We start from the raw sequence: 22,649 nt of genomic DNA on the forward strand, positions 1-22,649 counted from the left end.
GTGGTCCTGCACCCGAGGCTCGCACACGGCCCGCCCCGAGGCCCAACACCCCCGCTCACCCGCACGGCAGGACACCCCGGCCCAGGGCGCCGCTCTCGCCTCACCCCTCGGCGCACACCTTCCGGTAGGGCACGTCCGGCAGGTACGTGTCCCATTGGGTTCTGGTCAGTTCGGCGTGGTTCGTGCGGGCGCAGATCAGGGGGACCGCTCGGGTCGGGGCGATCGTGTAGTGCTGGACGGGGACGTGGAGGGTGGAGACCTCCAGGGTGGTGTTGTCGGGGGTGAAGGCGACGGAGAGGATCGGGTCGCCGGGCGTGGGCAGGGGATCACCGAGAGGCTGGCGGGTGGTGGTGTCCCAGAGTTGGAGGGTGCCCGCGTCGCCGCCGACGGCGAGGGTGCGGCCGTCGGGGCTGAGCGCGAGGGCGCTGACCGACTCGGGGTAGTCACCGATCGGGGCGGGGAAGACGTTGCGCAGGACGCCCTCGCGGTGGCGGACCGTGCCGTCCCAGAGGGTGACGCGGCCGTTCTGGTCACCGGCCGCGAGGCGGGAGCCGTCGGGGGCGAACGCGAGGGCGCCGATGCCGCTGCCCTGGGCGAGGTCGGCCGCCGCCGCGGCCCCGGTCGGCAGGGTGACGGCGCGGTCGTCACCGATGAGGAGCCGCCCGTCGGGGCGCAGCGCCAGATGCGCGCCCGAGGTCGGGAACGTCCGGGTCCGCCGGTGGCGCCGGGTGTCCCAGACCTCCGCCCGCAGGTCCCCGAGGACGGGCGCGCGGACGGCGTAGAGGGTGCGGGCGCCGGGGCCGAGAGCCAGGCTGACGACGGCGCCCTGGGCGGACGGTGTCGCGAGGTCGAGGGTGGTGCGCTTACGGCTCCGGGTCAGGTCCCAGAGGGTGAAGGGCTGCGCGGCGGCGTCCCGGCCGGGGGCGGAGACGCCGTAGGCGAGGGTGGCGCCGTCGGGGCTGAACGCCAGCAGGGCCAGGGCGCTCGCCGGGTCGACCGGGGTGGCGGGGGCGCGGGAGACCGGCATCGGCGGGGCGGGCAGGGTGCGCAGGACGCGCCCGGTGCCGGTGTCGCGGAGCTGGAAACGGTAGGCGGCGCCGGTGCGTTCGGCGGTGGCGAGGGTGCGGCCGTCGGGGCTGAGCAGCACCTGGTCCGGGGTGTGGTCGGACCAGTCGGGGGTGGTGGCCGCCGTGAGGTCGAGGGTGCGGGCGGTGCCGCCGTCGAGGTAGCGCAGCAGGGGCCGGGCGGGGTCCCAGGCGAGGCTGCCGGGGGCGGGGACCTGGTTGTTGAGGGCGTAGCGGAAGACGGGGGCGTCCGGGTCGGACAGGCGCCGCACCTGGATCTCGCTGTCGCCGACCGTGGCCAGGAAGGCGCCGTCCGCGCTGAACGCGGCGGAGTCCACGTCCGAGGCGTCGAAGGAGGCGACCTGGTGTCCGGTCGCGGTGTCCCAGACGCGGACCCCGCCGCTGGTCACGGCGGCGAACCGGGTGCCGCCGCTGAACGTCAGCAGGGACCGGTCGTCGTCGTGGCAGCGGACCCCGGAGGTCGTCCAAGCGCCGGTCAGGGTGTGGTGGGTGGTGAGGTCCCGGACCTCGGGGGCGTGCCCGGAGGGGCAGACGGCGGCCAGTCGCCCGCCCTCACCGACGGCGACGTCGGCCGCGCTGGGCGCCTCGGTGCTGAGGAGGACCCGGCCGCCCTCGGTGGACCGCAGCCGGACCTGGTCGTCGTTGGCGCCGCTCTCCAGGTAGGTGTGGGTGTCGGTGCCGAAGTCCACGGTGTCGACGAGGGCACCGGACGGGTTCCCGGCCCACTTCCCGGTGGCCGTGTCCCAGAGTCTGAGGCGGCCGGTGTCGGCGGCGCCGGGGTCGTTCTGGCTGTAGAGGGCGAGGAGCCGGCCGTCGGGGGAGGCGGAGGCGACGCGTCCGGCGGGCAGCCGGCCGGAGCTGATCCGGTGGTGGGTGGCGACGTTCCAGGTCCGCCAGGTGCGGCCGTCGACGCTGAGCAGGGTGCGGCCCGCGTCGATGAGGAACCGGGCCGGGCTGTCGCCGGGCGCCGGGTCGGTGAAGCTGTCCGTCTCCGGCTGGGCGAGGGCGCCGAGCAGGGCCCGGCGGGTCTCGGGGAGTTCGGAGACCCGCCAGGCGGCGACGCCGAGGAGCTGGGCGGTGCGCGGGTCGGTGGTGCGCAGGGCGTCGGCGACCTCGGCGACCCGGCGGGCCGCGTCGTCGGTGCTCTTGCGGCGGCTCTCCTGGTGCTGGTCCCAGGCGACGACCCCGGCGACCAGCGCCACCACCAGGACGGCGGAGAGGGTCGATATCAGGGTGCGGGCCCGGCGGGCGGCCTGCGCGGTGGCCCGGTGCTCGGCGTCCCGCGCGGCGAACGCGGCCAGCAGGAACGCCCGTTCGGGGTCGGTCAGCGCGGGGTCGTCGGCGTAGCCGGGGAAGAGGTCCTCGGCGCGGCTGAGGCGGGCGCCCCGGTACAGGGCGCCGGGGTCGCGGTCGTGCTCCAGCCAGACGCGGGCGCCCTCGGTCAGCCGCCGGTGGTGCCGCAGCCGTTCGCGGTCCTCCTCGATCCACTCGCGCAGCCGGGGCCAGCAGGTGATCAGCGCCTCGTGGGCGAGATGGACGCCCTCCTCGTCGACGGTGAGCAGGCGGGCCCGGGTCAGGACGTCGAGGACCACCGGGACCGAGGGGTCGGCCCAGTCGTCGCGTTCGGCGCGGGTCAGCGGGCGCCGGGTGTCGGGGGCGCCCTGGCCGGGCTCGACCATCCGCAGCAGGAGCAGCCGGGCCGCGTGCGCCTCGGCGCCGGTCAGTGTGGCGTAGGCCTCCTCGGCGGTGGCCGCGATCGCGCCGCGCACCCCGCCGGCCGCCTCGTACGCGGCCAGCGTCAGCATCCGGCTGCGGCGTCTGCGCCAGGTCTCCAGGAGGGCGTGCGAGAGCATCGGCAGGCCGCCGGGCTCGTCGAGGACCTCGTCGACGATCCGCGCGGTCAGTTCGCGTTCGACGATGAGTCCGGCGGCCTGGGCGGGTTTGATGACGACGTCGCGCAGTTCCTCGGCGCTCAGCGGGCCGACCAGCATCCCGGCGCCGTACAGGGCCTGGGCCAGTTCGCGGTGTTCGGCGCAGCGGGCGTAGAAGTCGGCGCGGACGGCGATGAGGACCTTGAGGCGGCTCGCGGGGTCACGGGCGGCGAGCAGCAGGTCGATGAAGCGGGCGCGTTCCTTGGGGTCCCGGCAGAGCGTGAAGACCTCCTCGAACTGGTCGACGACGACATAGCAGTCCGGGTCGCCGTCGGCCGGTGCCAGCAGATGCCCGTACGTCTCGACGGGGCGGGCGCCCGGCGTGAGCACCCGCAGCACGGTGGGCCGGTGGCGGCGCGCGATCTCCTCCTGGAGGCGCGGTATGAGCCCGGCGCGCAGCAACGACGACTTGCCGCTCCCGGACGCCCCGAACACCACGGCGAAACGGTGGCCGCAGACCAGTTCGCAGAGTTCGTCGACGAGCCGGTCCCGGCCGAAGAACAGCTCCCGGTCCCCCGGCTCGAACCGCGCGAGTCCCCGGTAGGGCGGTGTCTCGTCGGCGTCGTCGCGTGGTTTCCCGGCGACCTCGGCCTCGGCCTCCCGCCAGCGCGGCGCCCACTCCGCCGGGTCGGCCCCGCAGGCGCGCACGTACGCCTGGAGCACGGCGAGGGACGGCAGCCGTTCCCCGCTGGCCGCCTTGGACAACGTTGCCGGAGTGAACCCCGCCGCGTCGGCCATCGTGCGGTAGGTGAGTCCGGCGGCCTGGCGCAGCTCGCGCAGGTCATGGGCGAGCCGCTGCACGGGCCCCGCCTCCCGGTCCACCGGTCTTTCAGGGCGCCCCACGTGCCCACCCACTTCCGTACAACTTCCGCACAGCGGATGAAACAGATGTTCAACGGCGATCAACATACGTTCCACGCCGATCGGACGTCACGTGGTTCCCGGCGGATTGTGGCCGTGATGACCGTCACGGGGGCTGCGGCGGGGGTGGGCGGGCCGGGGTCCGACGGAATTGAATTCGCTGATGGAAAGGGCGTGAGCAACAACGTCCGGGTCGCCACCGTGGGGTCTGTCGGGCCGGAACCGGCCCCACTCACCGGAGGAGACCACGCCATGCCCCACGCACACCTCGCGGCGGTCGACCGCCGCCCGACCGGGCCCCGGACACCACGGCCGACGAGCCCGTTCCGCTTCGTCCTGCATCTGCTGCTGGTGGCGCTGGCCGCCACCGGCGCCCTGGTGACCACCGCCGGGTCCGCCGCCGCCCAGGACGAGCCGCCCGCCGCGCTGAGCCAGGCCAGTGTGCCGGGCGTGATGTACCGCGGCGACTCCCGCAACCCCAACGACATCTTCACCAACGGCTTCACCTCCCGGGGCACGAACTACGACCTCGTCGCCCATGTCCGCGGTGACCGCGCGTTGCAGAGCGGCTACATCTCCACGACCGGCACCGTGAGCGTGGCGGACCAGTTCGCGCGCAGCCAGGGCATGCAGAACCTGGCCGCCGCCGCGAGTCAGCCGCGCTGCCAGGGGGCGGGCTGGTCGATCGGTCAGTCGCTGCCGGTCATCGGCTGGCTGGTGACGTCGAGCTGCGAGCACTCGGTGTTCACCGCGCGGACGTTCGTGTACACGATCAACCCGCAGTTCACGAACCTCATGCTGCATGTGCCGGACCAGTTGCGCGGCAACCCGGATCTGCACCGGCACTACGCGAGCCAGGACGAGTGGGCGTTCTTCCACCGGATTCCGCCGCAGGCCATCACCGGCGTCCACATCTACGAGATGCAGGGCCGCGCGGTCGGCACCACCCTCCAGCCGCAGAGCATCACCTTCCGCCACGACCGCTGGGTGGCGAACCCGAACTACGACCGCAACTACCGCTACAACCCGGTCTCGGACCCGTCGGCGCACTTCAGCCTGGACACGTCGCTGAACATCCCCGAGATCCAGGCGAACCCCGGCGCGAACCGCGGGTGCAGCGCGATCGAGCGCTGCCGGGGCGGCAGCGGCGGATGAGTCGTTAGACCCCACGCGGGGCCCCTGGCCGCACCCCGGCCGGGGGCCCCGCCGTCCGTCCCGGGCCTGCCGGCCACCCGCACCCCTCGGAGCCTGCCATCAGCACCGCATCCCTTCTCCGCCCCCGCACCACCCTGCCCGCGCCGGGCGACACCGGCCTGTGGTGCCGCCGCGCCGGGCGGCTCGCCGTCGCCGCTCTGCCGGTTCTGCTCTCCCTCACGCTCGGCCTGTGGGGGGTGCGGCGGGAGGGGAGCCTGTGGCGGGACGAGGCCGTCACCTACGACATGGCCCACCGCACGCTCGGGCAGCTGCGGGCGACGGTGGTCCATGTCGACCTGGTCCACACGGTCTACTACCTGCTGATGCACGGCCTCTTCGACCTCTTCGGCGCCGTGCATCCGCTCCTGGTGCTGCGGCTGCCGTCGGTCGCGGCGGCGGCCGTCGCCACCGCGCTCGTCGCCGCGCTCGGCAGACGGCTGGCCGGGCGGCGGGCGGGCGGGCTCGCCGGGTGCCTGTTCGCGGTGGTGCCGCAGGTGCAGCGCTTCGCGCAGGAGGGCCGCTCGTACGCCCTGGTCACCGCGTGCGTGGTGGGGGCGACGTATCTCCTGGTGCGCGCGCTGCGGTCCGGTTCCCGGGCAACGTGGGCCGGGTACGCGGCGCTGATGCTGACGGCGGCGTTGCTGCACGAGTTCGCGATCCTGGCGCTCACCGCGCATGCCTGTGCGGTGCCCCGGCTCGCGCGCCGACGCTGGCTCGTGGCGGCGGCCGTGCCGGTCGTCGGGGTCGCCCCGCTGGCGCTGCTCAGCACCGGGCAGTCGGCGCAGGTGTCCTGGATCGACTGGGACGTCACCGGGCTGACCTGGTACGCGGCCGCGGGCACGGTGGCCGTGCTCTGCGCCCGGCTGCTGCTGCGGCCGGTCGCCACGGCCTCCCACGACGCCGCCGCCCGGCTCGACGGCGACGCCCGGGTGATCCAACTGGTCCGGGTCGCGCTGCCGTTGGCCATCCTGCCCGGCGCGATCCTGCTGCTGGCCTCGCTGGTCCAGCCGCTCTTCGTCGACCGCTACCTCCTCTACAGCACGGCGGGCCAGGCCCTGCTGGCGGGCGCGGCGCTCGCACGGGCGTCCCGCGCGCTGCTGCGCAGGGGCCGCGGGCCCCGGTCGGCCGTCATCGCCGCGCTCGTCCTCGCCGTGCTCGCCGTCCCCACGTACTCGGTCCCTCTCCGGAAGCCGAACGGCCGTGGCGACGACGTCACCGCCATCGCCGGGGCGGTGCGGCGGCTGAAGGCTCCGGGTGAGGGCGTCCTCTACGAACCGTCCCGGCGCCGGGTGTGGTCGCTGACCAGTCCCGCGAGCTTCTCCGGCCTGCGTGACCTCGCGCTCGCCCAGGCCCCGGACCGCTCCGGCTGGCTGTACGGCACCGAGGTCCCGGCGGCCGTTCTGCACGCGCGGCTGCTGCGGGAGCGACGCGTGATCGTGTTGCGCGACCCGGCGGGTGAGCCGCTGGATGTCACCCCGGCGGAGGTGACGAAACGGCTGCTGCTCGCCGAGGCGTTCCAGGAGTGCCGCACGCTGTATCCGCACGGGGCACGGGTGTCGGTGTACGCCCGCGGGGGACACTGCTGAGGGCACGGAGCGCGGGGGCCTCGCCCTCAATCGCCGGCCGGGCTGATTCCGGGCGAGCCTGCGCCCCCAGGGCACCCAAGAAACCCGGGGGCTACGCCCCCAAACCCCCATCGGCCTGAACGGCCTCGTCCTCAAACGCCGGACGGGCTGATTTTGGGCTGGCCTGCGCCACCTCGGCGCCGAAGAGACCTGGGGGCGCTGCCCCCAAACCCCCATTCGGCCTGAACGGCCTCGTCCTCAAACGCCGGACGGGCTGGATGATGCGCCCTGCGTCACAAAGCTGACGAACTGACGGGCTGACGGGCTGACGGGCTGACGGGCTGACGGGCTGACGGGCTGACGGGCTGACGGGCTGACGGGCTGACGGGCTGACGGGCTGACGGCACAAAAAAACGCCGCTCACGTCAACCCACCCAGGGGCGCGGGGCTGTATCAATATGCGGCTCCGCCGCGCAGGCGCGACCAGCCACGAAGGCTAACGCCCACCACTCAAGTAACCGAGACCGACGGACAGACCGACGGCACCAAAAAACTTCGCTCACCTCAACCCACCAGGGGCGCGGGGAACTGCGCGACCAGCCACGGCGGCGCCGCACCCGCCAACGCAGCTGAGGCCCCACGGCTGACGCCCACTGCTCAAGTGACCGAGACGGGCGGGCGGGTGGGTAAAAGGGGGCCCCGCCGAGGGGCCGGGGTGCAGGCGGGCCACCTCGACTGGGCGTACACCGCCGTGGAGCGGCAACTCGCCGCCGCCGCCCGGGCCAGCGACCCCCTGCTGGAGGGGATGGCCGTCAGCACCCTCTCATGGGTACTGCTCCGCCAGGGCCGCTGGGAACAGGCGCAGGACATCGCCGTACGCAAGGCGCAGGACCTGGAACCGGGATTCATGAAGGCCACCGGCCCCCAACTCGCCGTGTACGGAAACCTCCTCACCTCGGCAGCCACACCGGCCGCGCGCCGGGACGCACACGACGACGCGATGACGCTGCTGCAAGCGGCCGAGGCGGCAGCCGTTCGCTCGGGCCCGGTCCACTCCTACGGCACCGCGTTCTCCGTGGTCGACGTGCGCACCCAGAAGGTGAACATCTCGCTCGCCGGAACCGCGCCCCGGCCCGACAGGGCACTGGAGTTCGCGGGCGACATCCGCCTGGAGTCCATCAGCCGGCCGGTCCACTCAGCCGCCCACCGGGTCGACGTGGCGCAGGCGCGGTACCAGACGGGCGACAGCGACGGCGCCCTCGCGACCCTGCTGGAGGTCGAGGCCGAACAGCCGGAGTGGATCAAATTCCAGGCGGACGCGGTGGCCACGGTAGGGGAAATGCTGGAGACCGAACGCCGCCGCAACACCCCCCTGCGGGCAATCGCGACCCGACTGGGAGTCGAACCCGCCCTCTAGGACACGCCCCTGGGCTGCGACGGATCGCCACTCCCAACGACGGCCCGCACCCGTGCAGGCCCCGGACAGCGCGGCAGGCGATGACCGCCCCCAAGGGGACAACCACCGCCTGCCCGAACGGACTTGACTCCGGCGCTCAGACCCCGCCGAACACCCCACCCTTGACGCCGGTCACGAACGACGCGAACGCGGTCGAGGGGACGCCCAGCACCGGACCGGCCGGGTTCTTGCTGTCCCGTACCGGCACGACGCCCTGCGGGGCAACGAGGTTGAAGGCGACCTCGACGCAAACGCCGCCGTTGTCGCTGTACGAGGACTTGAACCAACTCGGGGTTTCCATCAACGCGGGCTGCCCTTCCGTCAGTTGAACTCGCCGGACTTGACCCCGCTCACGAACGACGTGAACGCGGAGGTGGGGAGGTTCAGGACCGGACCGGTCCGGGACTTGCTGTCCCGGACCGGCACGATGCCGTGCGAGGTGGAGAGGTTGGCGGCGACCTCGATGCACTCGCCGCCGTTGGAGCTGTACGAGGACGTGAACCAGCACGGAGATTCAGTCAACACAGCTTGCCCTTCGGTTAGTTGAACTCTCCGGCCTTCACGCCGGTCACGAAGGACGCGAACGCGTCGGCCTTGAGGCCGAGGACCGCGCCGGTCAGGTTCTTGCTGTCGCGGACGGGGACGATGCCGTGCGAGGCGGCGAGGTTGGCGGCGACCTCAATGCACTGGCCGCCGTTGTTGCTGTAGGAGGACGTGAACCAGCGGGGGGTTTCGGTCGTCACGGGGTGCCCTTTCGTAACTTCTGGATCATGGCCACCGATGCAGCCTGCGACAGCGCCTCGGTTTGGAGTTGATGGTAGGCCGTCAGTATGGGCAGCACAAAGGAGGTATCACGGTCCAGATGGCCCCGATGAGTGGACTCCGCGTACGACATGAGCGACCGGTCTGGCATGGTCAGCATCGTCACCGGCATGTCGAACGAACGGCTGGCTCCCATGTCGAACGGGGCAATCTGGAGAACGGTGTTCGGCCGCCCGGCGAACTCCTCTAGATACGCCAACTGCCCCTCCATGACTGCCGGTTCGCCGATAGGGCGACAGATGCAACTCTCGTCCAGCACCACGAAGAACAGGGGCGAAGACCTGCGGTCGAGCGCGGCTTGCCGCTTCGCGACGGTCTTGATCCGCTCTTCCGCCTGCTCGACGGTGATCGCTCCTCGCTTGATAGCGCTGTCCGCCAGCACCAACGCGTACTCGGGTGTCTGAAGCAGTCCGGGGATGATCCCGATCTCGAACAGTCGGATCTCTGTTGCCCGGCCCTCGAAGGCTACGTACTCGGGGAAGCCCTCCAAGAGGCTGCCGTTCCGCATCTCTCCGAAGCCACGTTCGAAAGATTCCGCTGCCCCGGTGAGTCCGAAGGCGGTGTCCAGACTGCGCGAGAAACGCAAAGTTGGAAACTTGCGACCAGTTTCTACGGCCGAAATATGCGTGCTGGAATATGCCATCTGCTCGGACAGTTCGTCTTGCGTCCACCCGCGTGCCTCGCGGAAGCTGCGCACTCGCGCCCCGAACGCAGCTTGCGGGCTCTTCTCCGGGTCCAACTCCTTGCGATTCAAGGGTGCGTAACCATCCTTTCTTTCCTCACAAGCAGGTTGATCGGGTTACGACTCTAGGCCAATCTGTGGCCTCCCGGTAGTGGAATGACTACGGAGAGGAGCGACTCATGTCCAAGGACACCGCCCCGTCCCTCGGAACCCTGTTGGTCGACGCTCACGACAAGGTGGGTGAGTTCCGGGCCGCGTTGTCCGGCCGTTGGTACCTGCGTCCCGTGAGTGGCGGTACCGAGTGGGACGTCGACCCCCGCGACGTCTCGCCGGCCAGCCCCGAACAGCGCCTGCGTGCCGAACTCGCCCGCGCCAACGCCCAGAGCCGCACGAACGCCTACTGCAAGCGCGACCCGAAATGACCACCCGCCCCCGGCTGAACTTCCGCCTCCCGCGCTGGTTACGCCCCCGGCGGCGCCGCCGTTCCGCCTGGCCGAACACCCTCCACCACTCCCGCCGCACCGGCCTTCCCCCGGAGCCGTCGAGCTACCGGGCCGAGGTCCGCGCCGAGTGGTCCGCCCCCGGCACCGGCGAACCCACCTGGCTCGTCCTCGGGACGTTCCAGTCCATCTCCCCGAAGCTGATACTGCGCTGGCTCGCCGGAGAGGCGGTGCGGGTCGCGGACCGGCTCGCCCCCCGGCCCACCGGCACCCCGTGGGTGTCCCCGCTGATGCACGCCTTCCGTGTGCCCGACCCCGGCTGTTCCGGCGAACTCCGCGCATGGGCCGCCGACACCGACGAACTGCACGCCGCCCGCACCCACATCAAACGCGGCTACCCGCTCTACGTGACCTTCACGGACGACGACGACTGCACCTACACCCTCACGGTGTGGCCCGTGAACTCCCTTGCCCCGCACGACAGTTACCCGCCCGCTGCGATGCCGTTGCCGGTGTGGCATCGGGTCGGCGGGCTCGCCCACCCCCTCTACGTCCTCGCACCGGAAGACCCATGGACGTGACCGAGACACCCGAGCCCCGCTCCAAGACCGCCGCCCGCGACGCCGCCCGCGCCGACAGCGACGCCATCATCCGGCGTTACCAGGCCCGCGAACCCGTCTCCCGCATCGCCGCCGACTACGGCGTCACCGCCAACTGGCTCGGGCTGCGGCTCGTCGAGTGGGGAGTGCCCCGGCGTCACCGGCACGAAGCCCACGCCCTGCGCCGACCCGCCGGGCACGTCTTCCGAGGCCGCACCCGGCGCCGTTCCACCGCCGAAGTCCGCGCCGCCCAGGCCCAGTTCACCGGCGACCAGGCGAACGTCACCGCCCGCTACCTCGCCGGAACCTCCATCACCAGCCTCGCCCGCGAATACCAGGTCAACCCCGTCTGGGTCACCGAACGCCTCGACGACTGGGGCGTTCCCCGGCGGAAACGGCCCGGCCGGGACCCGGCGGGGTGACGGGGTCGTCCTCGAACTTGCCTACGGGCAGGCCCCGTTGACCGGTCAAGCGGAGCGTTTGCGTGGGGTGGCCTTTTTGGCCGGGGACTTCTTGGTGGGGGACTTCTTCGCCGTCGCCGTCGATTTTGCCGTGGTCTTGCTGGGCGCGGCCTTCTTCGCGGGCGTCTTCTTGACCGTCGACTTCTTGCCGGTCGGTTCCTTCGGGGTCGTCCGGGACGAGGTGGCCGCCCGGTCCTTCGAGGGCGCCCGGGACGCTGTCCGGCTGGGCAGCGGGGTCACCTCGGCGTCCTCGCCCCGGGATTCCTTGGCGTCCTGGACGCTTTTCTCCAGGGCTGCCATCAGGTCGAGCACCTTGGCGCCGGTGTCGCGCTCCGCGGGGGCGGGCGGGGTCTCCCCGGCGGCCTTCGCCGCGATCACCTGCTCCAACGCCTCGCGGTACTCGTCGTGCAGGTCGGCCAGATCGACTTCACCGAGGGTGTCCATCAGGGCGTCGGCCAGGTCGAGTTCCTTGTCGTTCACGGTGACGGCCGTTTCCGGGGCGACGCCCTCGGGCGCGCGGACCTCGTCCGGCCAGAGCAGGCCGTGCATCGCGATGGCGTCCTCCACGACCCGCAACATGCCCAGCCGTTCCCGGCCACGCAGGGCGTACTTGGCGACCGCCACCTTGTTGCTCCGCTTGAGCGCCTCCCGCAGCAACGTGTACGGCTTCGCCGCCGGACCCCCTCCCGCCGCCAGGTAGTACGCCGCGTCCAGATGCAACGGGTCGATCCGGTCCGCCGGAACGAACGCCACGATCTCGATCGTCCGCGCCGTCGGCAACGGCAACTGCGCCAGATCCTCGTCCATGATCGGCACGATCGTCCCGTCCGCCTCCTCATACCCCTTGCCGATCTCCCCCGACGCCACCTCCCGGTCCTCCAGATCGCAGAACTTGCGGTACCGGATGCGCCCGCCGTCCTCCAGATGGATCTGCCGGAACGAGATCGAGTGACTCTCGGTCGCGTTCACCAGCTTGACCGGGATGCTGACCAGACCGAACGAGATGGCGCCGTTCCATATGGATCTCACGTGCCCGATTCCTTCCGGCCTGCGACAACGAAGCTGTCCCGATTGCGTGGGATTCTTATGGTATGACGCCGATCACGGTCGTGGCGGGGCGACGGCTCTCCGTCAGCAATCTCGGCAAGGTGCTGTATCCGGCCACCGGGTTCACCAAGGGCGAGGTGCTGCACTACTACGCCGTCGTCGCGGAGGCCCTGCTGCCCCATCTGCGCGACCGGCCGGTCTCCTTCCTGCGCTACCCGGACGGGCCCGAGGGGCAGGTGTTCTTCACCAAGAACGTTCCGCCGGGTACGCCCGGCTGGGTCACCACGGCCGAGGTTTCCCGGTCGGAGGGGCCGAGCCGGATGGTCGTCGTCGACGAACTGGCCGCGCTGATGTGGGCCGCCAACCTCGTCACGGAGTTCCACACCCCGCAGTGGGTGATGGCGGCTCCGGGCATCGCCGACCGGATCGTGTTCGACCTCGATCCCGGCGCCCCCGCGACCGTCACCGAGTGCTGCGAGGTCGCCCTCTGGCTGCGGGAACGGCTCGCCCGGGACGGCATCGCCGCGTACGCCAAGACCTCCGGGGCCAAGGGGCTGCACCTGCTGGCGGGCGTGCGGGCGGCGACGTCCGCCGAGGTGAGCGGGTACGCGAAACAGCTCGCGCTGGAAGCGGAACGGGCGCTGCCGGAACTGGTCGTGCACCGGATGGCCCGGAATCTGCGCCCGGGGAAGGTGTTCGTCGACTGGAGCCAGAACGCCGCCAGCAAGACCACGGCGACGCCCTACACCCTCCGAGCCCGCCCGGAACCCACCGTCTCGACGCCGGTCACCTGGCAGGAGGTCGAACAGTGCGCCGCCCTCGGGCAGGACGACCCCGGGCCGGACGACCCCGGGCACCTGGTCTTCCGCGCCGACGACGTCCCGGGCCGCCTGCACACCCACGGCGACCTGCTCGCCCCACTCCTGGACCCGAAGAAGGCGGGTTCACTTCCGTGAGGCCGCTTCGCGGACGCGAGGGGATGCAACGGAGGCTTCACCCTGAAGCGACAGTTACACCCTCTAACAAAAGTCACGCCGCCTCACGCGCGCCACTCCCCCTAGCGAACATCACACCCGCTCCCACGTCCCCCGATCCCGCGCCATCGCGTGCAACGCCTCCACATCCGCCGGTTTCAACACACCCCCCGCCCCCGCCAGACTCCCCACCTCCGTCTCCCGCAGCACACGCACCGACCGGGGCGGCACCGGAACCGTCACCTCCGTCGCCCCGTACAGCACGAACAACGGCCGCACCTCGGCGGTCAACGCGTACGAAGCGCGTCCGGCGTCCGCGCGGGCCCGCCGCAGCACCGGCCGGGCATCACGGCGCCCCAGCGTGACCATCGGGTCGGCGACAGTGACCCGGCACTTACGGGCGTACAGCGTGTACACGGCATACAGGCCGCCGGGGCCGATGACCAGGTGATGGACGCGATCGCCACCGGGCAACGGGATCGAGTGCAGGGCGTACCACCCCCCGCCGGTCAGCCGTTCCAACGCCTCCCCCACCGCCTGCTCCGCCTCCAGGGCGTGCCGGCGCGGATCGGCCCGGAACCGCTGCGGCGCCCCGGGGTCACGGTCGAGGGCGATGTGGAGGGCCTCGCCCGGACGGTTGGGGGCGAGATCGTCGTCGGGGTGGAGGGCGAGGCGCGCCAGTTCCGCCGGGGTCGGCACGGGCGGCGGGCCCACGGTGACCGGCCCGGTGAGAAACGGACCCAGGGCTTCCAGGACGCCGTCGCGGTCGTTCTCGCTGAGCAGGTTGACCCGGGCGGTCGCCCTGTCGTACCAGGCGACGTTCCTGCCGTCGGTGAGACAGACGTAGAGGCGCTCCTGTCCGTGCCGCCGGGTCGGTACGACGCGCAGTGGGTTCACACCGCATCACCCCCTTCCATGGGAACAGGCGGCCTGCCCCAGGGGCAAGAACACGGTTACCTTTGAAGACAGTTGAGGTGCAGTGGGGGAGGCGTTGTTGCGTACCCGCGGGAAGCAACCCGACGTACCGTCCCCGGACGCCCCGTGGAACGAGATCGTGCCCGGCCTGTGGATGGGCGGGCACGAGTTCCGGAGGAGTTCGGGCGACCGGGAGTTCGCTGTGGCACGGGACGAGTTCGATCTCGTGCAGAGTCTGCTGAGGCTGCCCGGGCACGGTCCCGATCCGGGCGTGGAGCACCATGTGTGGCCGATTCCCGACGGTCCGCTGGACGGGACGCAGCTCGCCGGGGTGATGCGGCTGGCGCGGGCGGCGGGCGAGGCGCTGGCGGAGGGCCGCCGGGTCCTGGTCCGCTGCTGGCACGGCTACAACCGCTCGGGCCTGGTGGTGGCCCACGCGCTAGTGCGGCAAGGCCACTCCCCCGAGGACGCGATCCACCTGATCCGCTCCCGCCGTTCCCCCTGGGCCCTCCACAACGACCTCTTCGTCGCCTACCTAAAAACAGGCCTCCCCACAGCCCGCCTCCTAGAAGAACTAACGGAGTAACCACACCCCACAACAACAGCCAGAACAACGCCCCAAAGGGGCACGGGCCCCTCTCAACAAACGGCTCCACAGCACCCCAAAAGGAGCGCGGGGCTGCTATCGATATGCGGCCCGGCAACCCCGCTAAAGGGGCGCGGGGCTGTTATCGATATGCGGCTCCGCCGCGTGGGCGCGACCAGCCACAACGGAGCCGCACCCGCCCGACGCCCCCCAAACACGGGCCCGAGCAATACAGCCAACGCCCCGGCAACGCCCCAAAGGGGCGCGGGGAACTGCGCGACCAGCCACGACGGAGCCGCACCCGCCCACCATCCCCTCCACTCATCGGGATGAATAGGGTGTACTGGGACGCACCCTTTCCAGCCACCCCCGCCCAGGAGCCCCGTGCCCCGCACAACCCACCCCGCCCGCACCCGGCGCGGCAAGCGCACAGGTACCCGCACAGCGATGCTCACCGCCACCCTCGTGGCAACGCTCGCGGCGACAGCGGGTTGCGGCGACGCGGGCGACCTGGCCAGCGCGGGCCCGACCCCCACCGCCACCAGCCCCGCCCGCCTATGGCCAGACCTCACCCCCGCCTCCACCCCCGCGTGGAACTACGACGACGGCGAATCCGAGCTGATGCGCGGCATCACCGCCCCCGGCAACGACGTTCGCAAGGTCGACCCGGTGGACGTCGTACGCGCGGAGATCCGCCAGGACCCGGGGTCGTACACGGGCGCCAAGGCGCCCTACCGGGAGACCGCCCGCCGGATGGCGGAGTGCGGCGAGGGCGCGGGCCACGGCGAGTGCCCGGTCCTGAAGGCGTACTACCGCGACCTCACCGGCGACGGCCACGAGGATCTGGCGCTCGGGTTCCGGCTGCTGCCGGGCGACCAGACCGCCGTTCGCGTGTACACGTTCGAGGAGGGACGGCTGGTTCAGGTCATGTCGAACGACGATGCCGTCAGCTCCGTCGAACTGGCCGGCCGGTCCGTGATCATCCACGCGCCCTCCGACATCGCGTCGTACGAGTACCGCTTCCAGTGGACCTGGGACCCGCAGCAGCGGGTGATGCTGCTGACCCACGACGAGATGATCCGCATCGGCCACGGCGACCACCCCGCGACCCCGCCCGCGCCGGCGCCCGCGTCGCCCTCCGCGAGCGCGCGGTGAGGGTCGCGCTGCCCGCGTGGGCCGGGACGCTCGCGGTGAAGGCGGCCGTGTTCATCACGGTGATGTGCTGCGCGCTGGCCGCCCTGCTCGGCGTTCTGGTGCATGTGTCGGTGACCGGTCAGACCGTCGACCAGGCACGGGGCCTCGCGCTGTCCCGGCTCGCGGAGGCGACGAAGGCGTACGAGGCGGGGGACACGTTGGAGCCGGGGGCGGGCGTCGATCCGCCGGGGCTGCCGACGTCGCTGCGGGCGCTGGCCGTGGGCGGGGAGCGCGGCACGATGGTCACCCGGTGGCGCGGGCGGCCGACGATGTGGGCGGCCGGGCCCGCCGACGGGAACCGGGCGCTGGGCGTCGAGGTCGACTACGCGCAGCACGCGCGGACCATCGCCGGGCTCGACCGGGCGATCCTGTGGTCGTCGCTGCTGGCGATCGGGGCGACGTTGCTGGTGGGGGCGTTCGCGGTGACGCGGGTGACGCGGCGGCTGCACGCGACGGCCCGGGTGGCCCGGCGGATCAGCGCGGGCGACCTGGACGCGCGGGTGGACGACCCGCAGGCGAGGGCCGGGGCGCGCCCGCAGGACGAGGTGGCCGCCGTCGCCGTCGCGCTGGACTCGATGGCGGCGTCGTTGCAGGGGAAGCTGCTGAGCGAGCAGCGGTTCACGGCGGACGTGGCGCACGAGTTGCGGACCCCGCTGACCGGGCTGCACGCGGCGGCCGAACTGCTGGAGCCGGGGCGGCCGACGGAGCTGGTGCGGGACCGGGTGGCGGCGCTGCGGGTGCTGACGGAGGACCTGTTGGAGATCTCCCGCCTCGACACCGGGCGGGAGCGGCTGGAGCTGGACACCGAGGCGTTGGGGGCGGTGGCCGAGCGGGTGGTGCGGGCGACGGGGCTGGCCGGGACCGAGGTGGTCGTGGTGCGGGACGCGCTGGTGGAGACCGACCGGCGGCGCCTGGAACGGGTGCTCGGGAACCTCGTCGTGAACGCGCACAAGCATGGGCGGGCGCCGGTGACGTTGACGGTGGACGGGCCCGTCGTCACCGTGCGGGATCACGGGGCCGGGTATCCGGAGTACCTCGTGGCGCACGGTCCGCAGCGGTTCCGCACCGAGGGCGGGGCAACCGGGCACGGGCTCGGGCTGACCATCGCGGTGGGGCAGGCGGAGGTGCTGGGCGCCCGCCTGGAGTTCACGAACGCGCCCGGCGACGGCGGCGCGACGGCGACCCTGACGCTGCCTCATCTCCCGGGCCCCGCCGACCCCGCCGCCCCCGGCGCCCCGGCGTGACGCCGTCACCCGCGCGCCTCAGCGGTCCGGCCGGGCCCCTCCCTGATGGACCAGCGTGACGGGCGACCGTCAACGACTGCTCCTAGTGTGGCGATCAGTCAGTTCCGCCCCTTTCTCGGAGGAGTAGTCCCCATGTCCCTGCGCTCCACCTGCACCCGTCTCGCCATAGTGGCCGCCGCCGGTACCCTCCTCGTCTCGACCGCCGCCCCGGCTCTCGCGGACGGCCGGGACGACGAGGACGACAGCTACAGCCACAGCCGTCACGACAACTGGGACGACCGGGACGACGACGGCCGTGACAACCCACGCCGTTACCGGGGCGTCGTGACCGCGGAGGAACTGTTGCTGCGCAGCAGACCGGACCGCGGCAGCCGGGTGATCCGGGTGGCCCACCGGGGCGAACGCGTCTGGATCGACTGCAAGACGCCCGGTCAGCGCGTCGACGGCAACCCGCTCTGGTACCTCCTCACGGACGGGACCTGGGCGTGGGGTTCGGCCCGTTTCATCGACAACATCGGCCCGGCGCCACGCTGGTGCTGACGCCCTGACCTCACCACCCCCACTATTTGGGTAGGTTCCGGACATGACCCACGCCGGAATCGCCGCGGCCACGGCGGACCCGACCGAGGCCGCGGCCCACCGGCCCCGGCGCCGCGGCCTCGAACTCGCCCTCATCGTCCTGGCCGTCCTGCTCTGTGTGTACGGCTACTGCGCGGTCGGCCTCGCGAAGTCGGGCGCCGTCCCGCCCGGCGCCGCCGGTTACGGCGCCGGGCTCGGCGTGCTCGCGTTCCTCGCCCATCTCGCGGTGCGGTGGCGCGCCCCGCGCGCGGACCCGCTGCTGCTGCCGATCGGCGTGCTCCTCAACGGCCTCGGCCTCGTCCTCATCTACCGGCTCGACCTGGAGACCCCCGCCGACCGGGCCGCCCCCGCCCAACTGGTGTGGTCCACGCTCGGGGTGACCGTGTTCATGGTGGTCGTCCTGGTGCTGCGCGATCACCGGGTGCTCCAGCGCTACGCCTACGTCTGTGTCGCCGCCGCCCTCGCCCTGCTGGTCCTGCCGATCTTCTTCCCGGCCGTCAACGGCGCCCGGATCTGGCTCAGGATCGCCGGATTCTCCATCCAGCCCGGCGAGTTCGCGAAGGTCCTGCTCGCCGTCTTCTTCGCCGCCTACCTCGCCGCCAACCGCAACGCGCTGGCCTACACCGGCCGCCGGATCTGGCGGGTCCAGCTCCCCACCGGCCGGGTGCTGGGCCCGATCGTCGCCGTCTGGCTGCTCAACGTCGGTGTCCTGGTCCTGGAGCGCGACCTCGGCACCTCGCTGGTCTTCTTCGGCCTGTTCGTCGTCCTGCTGTACGTCGCCACCGGCCGCACCGGCTGGATCGCGGTCGGGCTGCTGCTGGCGTCGCTGGGCGCGGTGGCCGTCGGCTGGCTGGAGCCGCATGTGCACAGCCGGGTGGAGGACTGGCTGCATCCGTTCGCGTCGATCGAGGCCGGGCAGGGCCCCAACCAGCTGGCGCAGTCGCTGTTCGCGTTCGCGGCGGGCGGTGTCCTCGGCACCGGGCTGGGGCTCGGCCACTCGATCCTGATCGGCTTCGCGGTCAAGTCGGACTTCATCCTGGCCACCGCGGGCGAGGAGTTGGGCCTGACGGGCCTGTCCGCGATCTTCCTGCTCTACGGTCTGCTCGTCGAACGGGGCTACCGCACCGGGCTCGCGCTGCGCGACCCGTTCGGTCAACTCCTCGCGGTGGGGCTCGCGTCGATCGTGGCGCTCCAGGTGTTCGTGATCGCCGGCGGGGTGACCGGGCTGATCCCGCTGACCGGGATGGCGATGCCGTTCCTGGCGCAGGGCGGCTCGTCCGTCGTCACCAACTGGGCGATCGTGGCGCTGCTGATCCGGCTCAGCGACTCGGCCCGCGACGAGGAACGGCTCGCCCCATGACGCTCCCCCACCATCTCGACCCCGTGCGCCCCGGCGGCATCCCCACGTTGCGCCACGCGGGCTTCCTGGGCGCCCTGTTGCTGGCCGCGCTGCTCGTCAACGCCTTCCGCATCCAGGTCGTCGAGGCCCGCTCCTACGACGACAATCCGGCCAACCGCCGCTCCACCATCGTCCGTTACGAGAAACCGCGCGGTGACATCCTGGTCGGCCGCGAGCGCGTCACCGGCTCCCGGGACTCCGGCGAGCAGCTGCGGTACGAACGGACCTACCGTGACGGGCCGTTGTACGCGCCGGTGACCGGGTTCGCGTCGCAGACGTACGGGACGACGTTCCTGGAGCACGCCCGGGACCCGCTGCTGTCCGGCACCGATCCGCTGCTGACGCCGTTCGCGCTGTGGAACGACTTCATCCGGCGGGTCCCCCCGGGCGGCGACGTGATCACCACCCTCGACGGGGCCGCGCAGCGGGCGGCGTTCAGCGGGCTCGGCGGGCGCACGGGGGCGGTGGCGGCGGTGGAGCCGTCGACCGGGCGGATTCTGGCGCTGGTGTCGACGCCGTCGTACGACCCGGCGCTCTTGTCGGGCAACGCGCCCTCCAATGAACGGAGTTGGGCGCGGCTGAACGCCGATCCGAGCAAGCCGATGCTCAACCGGGCGATCCGGCAGACCTATCCGCCGGGGTCGACGTTCAAGGTGGTGACGGCGGCGGCCGCGCTGGACGCCGGGGTGATCACGGATCTCGACGCGGCGACCCGCTCCCCCGCCCCCTACACCCTGCCCGGCACCACGACGCGGCTGACCAACGAGGGCGACGGCTGCCAGGACGCCCCGCTGCGGGCCGCGTTCGCGTGGTCGTGCAACACGGTGTTCGCGAAGCTCGGCGTGGACGTGGGCGTGACGCGGATGGCGGCGACGGCGGAGGCGTTCGGGTTCAACGAGGGGGGCCTGCGGGTGCCGTTCTCGGTGGCCCGTTCGACCTTCGACACCTCGGTGGACAAGGCCCAGTTGGCGCTGTCGTCGATCGGCCAGTACAACACCCGTGCCACTCCGTTGCAGATGGCGATGGTCGCGGCGACCGTCGCCAACGGCGGTCTGCTGCGGGAGCCTTATCTGGTGGAGCGCACCACGAACAACGACGGCGACCCGGTCGGCACACCGCTCTCCCACCCGGCCCGCCAGGTGATGCAGCCCTCGACGGCTTCCCGGGTGCGGGAGTTGATGGAGAACGTGGTGACCGAGGGCACCGGCGCCAACGCCGCCGTCCGGGGCGCCACCGTCGGCGGCAAGACCGGCACCGCCCAGCACGGCCTGGGCAACTCCGGTACCCCGTATGCCTGGTTCGTCTCCTGGGCCCAGGCCGACCACGCCACGGAACCGAAGGTCGCGGTCGCCGTGGTGGTCGAGGACGCGTCGGCGGTCCGCGGCGAGATCACGGGCGGCGGGGTGGCGGCGCCGATCGCGAAGGCGGTGATGGAGGCGGCCCTGCACACCCGGGGCAAGCCCTAGGGGATCGGAGGGCCCCAGGGGCAGACCCCGAGCCCCCAGGGGGACAGACCCCGGGGCCCCTAGGGGATGTCCCGCCTCACTCGATCGCCTTCCGCATCTCCGCGCGCACCTTCAGGGTCGTCGCCGCCGCCTTGTCCAGGTCGACGTCGGCCGGGTCCTGGGTGACCGTCTCGGGGGTGACCTCGGCGACCGAGGCGCCGGTGTTCTCGTCGGTCCAGCCGCAGACCGGGAGGGTGACCTCGGTGGCGGACTGGGTCTGGGTGAGGACCTCGCAGGTGACGGTGATGCCGCCAGTGCCGTCCGGGTGGAAGTCCTTCGGCGCGACAGCCACCTTGGCGCCGTCGCCCTCGGCGGCACCCTTCATCATGTTGTTCCGGGCCAGGTCGGTGTTCTTGAACCGCCCGTACATGCCGGACACCACGAGCGTGCCCTTCGTCTCGTCGCCGCCCAGGTGGTAGGTGCCGACGGCGGCTCCGTCGACCTTGGCGTCCCAGGCGCCGTCGGCCTCGTCCAGGATCGACTGGCCCTGCGTCTTGGAGAGGTCCTGGGAGAGTTCGTAGGTGTCGTCGATCAGCGTCTGCGGCAGCGTCAGCGTGAACTTCGCCTCGGGGAAACCGCTGTTGGCCACCTTCGCGCCGAGCACCCCGAGCGCGACGACGCCGATGACCACGAGGGCGACCGACCCGCCGACGATCCCGAGGACGAGCCCGGTACGCGACTTCTTCGGCGGGGGCGGGCCCACCGGCGCACCCCAGCCGTACGGTTGCTGCTGTTGCTGCGGGAACGGGGGCGCGCCGTACGGCGGTTGACCCGGGGGCGGGGCGAACTGGCCCTGCGGGTGCGGTTGTTGGCCGTACGGACCGGGAGGCGGCGGCTGCTGGCCGTACGGTCCGTGCGGCGGTGGCGACTGCTGGCCGTACGGGCCCTGGGGCGGCGGCTGCTGGCCGTAGGGGTTCTGCGGTGCTGGCGGCATGGACACGCTGAAACGCTACTGCATCGGGGTGACGATCCGGCCACGGCCGGGCACCGCCGCCCCCTCCCGCCACACATCCCGCCCCTCGGCTCCCCAGGTCCCCAACGACCAGCCCCGCACGAGGGATTGACGGGCTTACTGACAGGCAGTCTCATAAGAGGCGGTGGAGATACCCCCTGGGTGACCAGTCCGGCAGTGAGGTGGCAGACCATGACGACCCGAACTCCGTCGCAGACCGGGACACCGGAACCGGACGGGCCGCGCGACGCGCTCGGGCTGCTCAAGGACCGGGAGCAGGTGGCCGAACGGCTGCTGGCCGCGTCCGCGAGACACTCGTTCGACCCCGACAAGGAACTCGACTGGGACGCGCCGTTCGAGGACGGAAAGTGGTTCTGGCCACCGGAGTTGGTGTCCCTGTACGGCACCCCGTTGTGGCGGCGGATGAGCGAGGAGCAGCGCATACTGCTCTCCCGGCACGAGGCGGCGGCCCTCGCGTCCCTCGGCATCTGGTTCGAACTGATCCTGATGCAGCTGCTGGTCCGGCACATCTACGACAAGTCGGCGACCAGTGCGCATGTGCGGTACGCGCTCACCGAGATCGAGGACGAGTGCCGTCACTCGAAGATGTTCGCGCGGCTCGTCTCCCGGGGTGACACCCCCTGGTACCCGGTGAGCCGCGTCCACCAGAACGTGGGCCGGGTCTTCAAGGCCGTCTCGAACACCCCGGGTTCGTTCACCGCCACCCTGCTGGGTGAGGAGGTGCTCGACTGGATGCAGCGCCTCACCTTCCCCGACGAGCGGGTGCAGCCCCTGATCCGGGGCGTCACCCGCATCCATGTCGTCGAGGAGGCCCGCCATGTGCGGTACGCGCGTGAGGAGTTGCGGCGCCAGATGGTGACGGCGTCGAGGTGGTCGCAGGAGGTCACCCGGGTGACCTCGGGGGAGTTCGCCCGCCTCTTCTCGGTGGCGTTCGTCAACCCGGACGTCTACCCCAACGTAGGACTCGACCGGCGCGAGGCGATGGCGCAGGTGCGGGCCAGCGGCCATCGCCGGGAGATCATGCAGGCCGGTTCCAGGCGGCTCACCGACTTCCTGGACGACATCGGCGTGCTGCGCGGCACCGGCCGACGGCTGTGGAAGGCCTCCGGGCTGCTGGCGTAAAAGCCCGCACATCGG

At 72.1% G+C, this 22,649-nt stretch carries 22 protein-coding genes; 14 read left to right on the forward strand and 8 right to left on the reverse strand.

Going from position 1 to position 22,649, the window contains the following annotated elements; all coding sequences use genetic code 11:
• Positions 1–100 precede the first annotated feature (100 nt).
• Positions 101–3,817, reverse strand: a complete 3,717-nt coding sequence (locus ACIQOU_RS15445) for a helix-turn-helix domain-containing protein (RefSeq protein WP_401537205.1) — start codon at positions 3,815–3,817, stop codon at positions 101–103.
• 312 nt (positions 3,818–4,129) lie between these two features.
• Here ACIQOU_RS15445 and ACIQOU_RS15450 point away from each other — a divergent pair, with 312 nt between their 5' ends.
• The 3 genes from ACIQOU_RS15450 (at position 4,130) to ACIQOU_RS15460 (ending at position 8,053) form a co-directional block, all read left to right on the forward strand.
• A complete protein-coding gene (locus ACIQOU_RS15450) occupies positions 4,130–5,032 on the forward strand; it encodes a hypothetical protein (protein ID WP_401537206.1) in 903 nt (300 codons plus the stop codon).
• A gap of 236 nt (positions 5,033–5,268) precedes the next feature.
• Positions 5,269–6,657, forward strand: coding sequence for a glycosyltransferase family 39 protein (locus ACIQOU_RS15455; protein ID WP_401537207.1), 1,389 nt, complete (start codon positions 5,269–5,271; stop codon positions 6,655–6,657).
• Between the two features lie 694 nt (positions 6,658–7,351).
• Positions 7,352–8,053 carry a hypothetical protein gene (locus tag ACIQOU_RS15460; protein ID WP_401537208.1) on the forward strand — a complete coding sequence of 234 codons (702 nt, stop codon included), beginning with the start codon at positions 7,352–7,354 and terminating at the stop codon, positions 8,051–8,053.
• A gap of 136 nt (positions 8,054–8,189) precedes the next feature.
• Here ACIQOU_RS15460 and ACIQOU_RS15465 read toward each other — a convergent pair whose 3' ends face one another.
• From ACIQOU_RS15465 to ACIQOU_RS15480, 4 genes are read right to left on the reverse strand one after another with little or no spacing between them, the layout of a single operon-like run.
• The gene (locus ACIQOU_RS15465; protein ID WP_401537209.1) at positions 8,190–8,393 is read right to left on the reverse strand and encodes a DUF397 domain-containing protein; all 204 of its coding nucleotides are present in this window, start codon (positions 8,391–8,393) and stop codon (positions 8,190–8,192) included.
• A 20-nt stretch (positions 8,394–8,413) separates the two neighbouring features.
• Positions 8,414–8,617 carry a DUF397 domain-containing protein gene (locus ACIQOU_RS15470; protein ID WP_401537210.1) on the reverse strand — a complete coding sequence of 68 codons (204 nt, stop codon included), beginning with the start codon at positions 8,615–8,617 and terminating at the stop codon, positions 8,414–8,416.
• 14 nt (positions 8,618–8,631) lie between these two features.
• A complete protein-coding gene (locus ACIQOU_RS15475) occupies positions 8,632–8,835 on the reverse strand; it encodes a DUF397 domain-containing protein (protein WP_401537211.1) in 204 nt (67 codons plus the stop codon).
• A complete protein-coding gene (locus ACIQOU_RS15480; protein WP_401537212.1) occupies positions 8,832–9,668 on the reverse strand; it encodes a Scr1 family TA system antitoxin-like transcriptional regulator in 837 nt (278 codons plus the stop codon). Before ACIQOU_RS15480 ends, ACIQOU_RS15475 begins: the two co-directional genes overlap by 4 nt.
• 107 nt (positions 9,669–9,775) lie before the next feature.
• On the opposite strand from ACIQOU_RS15480, the gene ACIQOU_RS15485 reads away from it, so the two are divergent.
• Genes ACIQOU_RS15485 through ACIQOU_RS15495 form a run of 3 tightly spaced genes read left to right on the forward strand, consistent with a single transcriptional unit; the run spans position 9,776 to position 11,057 of the window.
• Positions 9,776–10,018, forward strand: a complete 243-nt coding sequence (locus ACIQOU_RS15485) for a hypothetical protein (protein ID WP_401537213.1) — start codon at positions 9,776–9,778, stop codon at positions 10,016–10,018.
• On the forward strand, positions 10,015–10,617 hold the full coding sequence (locus tag ACIQOU_RS15490) for a hypothetical protein (protein ID WP_401537214.1): 603 nt from the start codon (positions 10,015–10,017) through the stop codon (positions 10,615–10,617). Before ACIQOU_RS15485 ends, ACIQOU_RS15490 begins: the two co-directional genes overlap by 4 nt.
• A complete protein-coding gene (locus ACIQOU_RS15495) occupies positions 10,608–11,057 on the forward strand; it encodes a hypothetical protein (protein WP_401537215.1) in 450 nt (149 codons plus the stop codon). The genes ACIQOU_RS15490 and ACIQOU_RS15495 overlap by 10 nt, the downstream gene beginning before the upstream one ends.
• A 45-nt stretch (positions 11,058–11,102) precedes the next feature.
• Here ACIQOU_RS15495 and ACIQOU_RS15500 read toward each other — a convergent pair whose 3' ends face one another.
• Positions 11,103–12,134 (reverse strand): Ku protein, encoded by a 1,032-nt coding sequence (locus ACIQOU_RS15500; protein WP_401537353.1) that lies wholly within the window; start codon positions 12,132–12,134, stop codon positions 11,103–11,105.
• A gap of 53 nt (positions 12,135–12,187) precedes the next feature.
• Here ACIQOU_RS15500 and ligD point away from each other — a divergent pair, with 53 nt between their 5' ends.
• Positions 12,188–13,099 (forward strand): non-homologous end-joining DNA ligase, encoded by a 912-nt coding sequence (ligD, locus tag ACIQOU_RS15505; protein WP_401537216.1) that lies wholly within the window; start codon positions 12,188–12,190, stop codon positions 13,097–13,099.
• A gap of 111 nt (positions 13,100–13,210) precedes the next feature.
• Here the strand turns inward: ligD and ACIQOU_RS15510 are convergent, their stop codons facing one another.
• A complete protein-coding gene (locus tag ACIQOU_RS15510) occupies positions 13,211–14,014 on the reverse strand; it encodes a nuclease-related domain-containing protein (protein ID WP_401537217.1) in 804 nt (267 codons plus the stop codon).
• A 97-nt stretch (positions 14,015–14,111) separates the two neighbouring features.
• Between ACIQOU_RS15510 and ACIQOU_RS15515 the strand changes: the two genes are divergently transcribed.
• From ACIQOU_RS15515 to ACIQOU_RS15540, 6 genes are all read left to right on the forward strand, one after another.
• On the forward strand, positions 14,112–14,618 hold the full coding sequence (locus ACIQOU_RS15515) for a protein phosphatase (protein ID WP_401537218.1): 507 nt from the start codon (positions 14,112–14,114) through the stop codon (positions 14,616–14,618).
• Positions 14,619–15,065: 447 nt separating this feature from the next.
• Positions 15,066–15,773, forward strand: a complete 708-nt coding sequence (locus ACIQOU_RS15520; protein WP_401537354.1) for a hypothetical protein — start codon at positions 15,066–15,068, stop codon at positions 15,771–15,773.
• Positions 15,770–17,056 carry an ATP-binding protein gene (locus ACIQOU_RS15525; protein WP_401537219.1) on the forward strand — a complete coding sequence of 429 codons (1,287 nt, stop codon included), beginning with the start codon at positions 15,770–15,772 and terminating at the stop codon, positions 17,054–17,056. Before ACIQOU_RS15520 ends, ACIQOU_RS15525 begins: the two co-directional genes overlap by 4 nt.
• A gap of 132 nt (positions 17,057–17,188) precedes the next feature.
• Positions 17,189–17,596: an SH3 domain-containing protein gene (locus tag ACIQOU_RS15530; protein ID WP_401537220.1), complete on the forward strand. Its 408-nt coding sequence runs from the start codon at positions 17,189–17,191 to the stop codon at positions 17,594–17,596.
• A gap of 43 nt (positions 17,597–17,639) precedes the next feature.
• A complete protein-coding gene (locus ACIQOU_RS15535; RefSeq protein WP_401537221.1) occupies positions 17,640–18,995 on the forward strand; it encodes an FtsW/RodA/SpoVE family cell cycle protein in 1,356 nt (451 codons plus the stop codon).
• Positions 18,992–20,500 (forward strand): peptidoglycan D,D-transpeptidase FtsI family protein, encoded by a 1,509-nt coding sequence (locus tag ACIQOU_RS15540; protein ID WP_401537222.1) that lies wholly within the window; start codon positions 18,992–18,994, stop codon positions 20,498–20,500. The genes ACIQOU_RS15535 and ACIQOU_RS15540 overlap by 4 nt, the downstream gene beginning before the upstream one ends.
• Positions 20,501–20,576: 76 nt before the next feature.
• On the opposite strand, the gene ACIQOU_RS15545 is transcribed toward ACIQOU_RS15540, so the two are convergent.
• Positions 20,577–21,473, reverse strand: coding sequence for a hypothetical protein (locus tag ACIQOU_RS15545; RefSeq protein WP_401537355.1), 897 nt, complete (start codon positions 21,471–21,473; stop codon positions 20,577–20,579).
• A 210-nt stretch (positions 21,474–21,683) separates the two neighbouring features.
• Between ACIQOU_RS15545 and ACIQOU_RS15550 the strand changes: the two genes are divergently transcribed.
• On the forward strand, positions 21,684–22,634 hold the full coding sequence (locus tag ACIQOU_RS15550) for a diiron oxygenase (RefSeq protein ID WP_401537223.1): 951 nt from the start codon (positions 21,684–21,686) through the stop codon (positions 22,632–22,634).
• Positions 22,635–22,649: the final 15 nt, after the last annotated feature.

It is taken from the genome of Streptomyces sp. NPDC091279 (assembly GCF_044757465.1).
In the GTDB taxonomy this organism is placed as follows: Bacteria; Actinomycetota; Actinomycetes; order Streptomycetales; family Streptomycetaceae; genus Streptomyces.

Coding starts and splice junctions, on each gene's coding strand:
- ACIQOU_RS15550 (WP_401537223.1), top strand. CDS start 21,684: ATGACGACCCGAACTCCGTCGCAGACCGGGACACCGGAACCGGACGGG.
- ACIQOU_RS15540 (WP_401537222.1), top strand. CDS start 18,992: ATGACGCTCCCCCACCATCTCGACCCCGTGCGCCCCGGCGGCATCCCC.
- ligD (WP_401537216.1), top strand. CDS start 12,188: ATGACGCCGATCACGGTCGTGGCGGGGCGACGGCTCTCCGTCAGCAAT.
- ACIQOU_RS15520 (WP_401537354.1), top strand. CDS start 15,066: ATGCTCACCGCCACCCTCGTGGCAACGCTCGCGGCGACAGCGGGTTGC.
- ACIQOU_RS15530 (WP_401537220.1), top strand. CDS start 17,189: ATGTCCCTGCGCTCCACCTGCACCCGTCTCGCCATAGTGGCCGCCGCC.
- ACIQOU_RS15485 (WP_401537213.1), top strand. CDS start 9,776: ATGTCCAAGGACACCGCCCCGTCCCTCGGAACCCTGTTGGTCGACGCT.
- ACIQOU_RS15495 (WP_401537215.1), top strand. CDS start 10,608: ATGGACGTGACCGAGACACCCGAGCCCCGCTCCAAGACCGCCGCCCGC.
- ACIQOU_RS15450 (WP_401537206.1), top strand. CDS start 4,130: ATGCCCCACGCACACCTCGCGGCGGTCGACCGCCGCCCGACCGGGCCC.
- ACIQOU_RS15535 (WP_401537221.1), top strand. CDS start 17,640: ATGACCCACGCCGGAATCGCCGCGGCCACGGCGGACCCGACCGAGGCC.
- ACIQOU_RS15545 (WP_401537355.1), bottom strand. CDS start 21,473: ATGCCGCCAGCACCGCAGAACCCCTACGGCCAGCAGCCGCCGCCCCAG.
- ACIQOU_RS15490 (WP_401537214.1), top strand. CDS start 10,015: ATGACCACCCGCCCCCGGCTGAACTTCCGCCTCCCGCGCTGGTTACGC.
- ACIQOU_RS15465 (WP_401537209.1), bottom strand. CDS start 8,393: ATGGAAACCCCGAGTTGGTTCAAGTCCTCGTACAGCGACAACGGCGGC.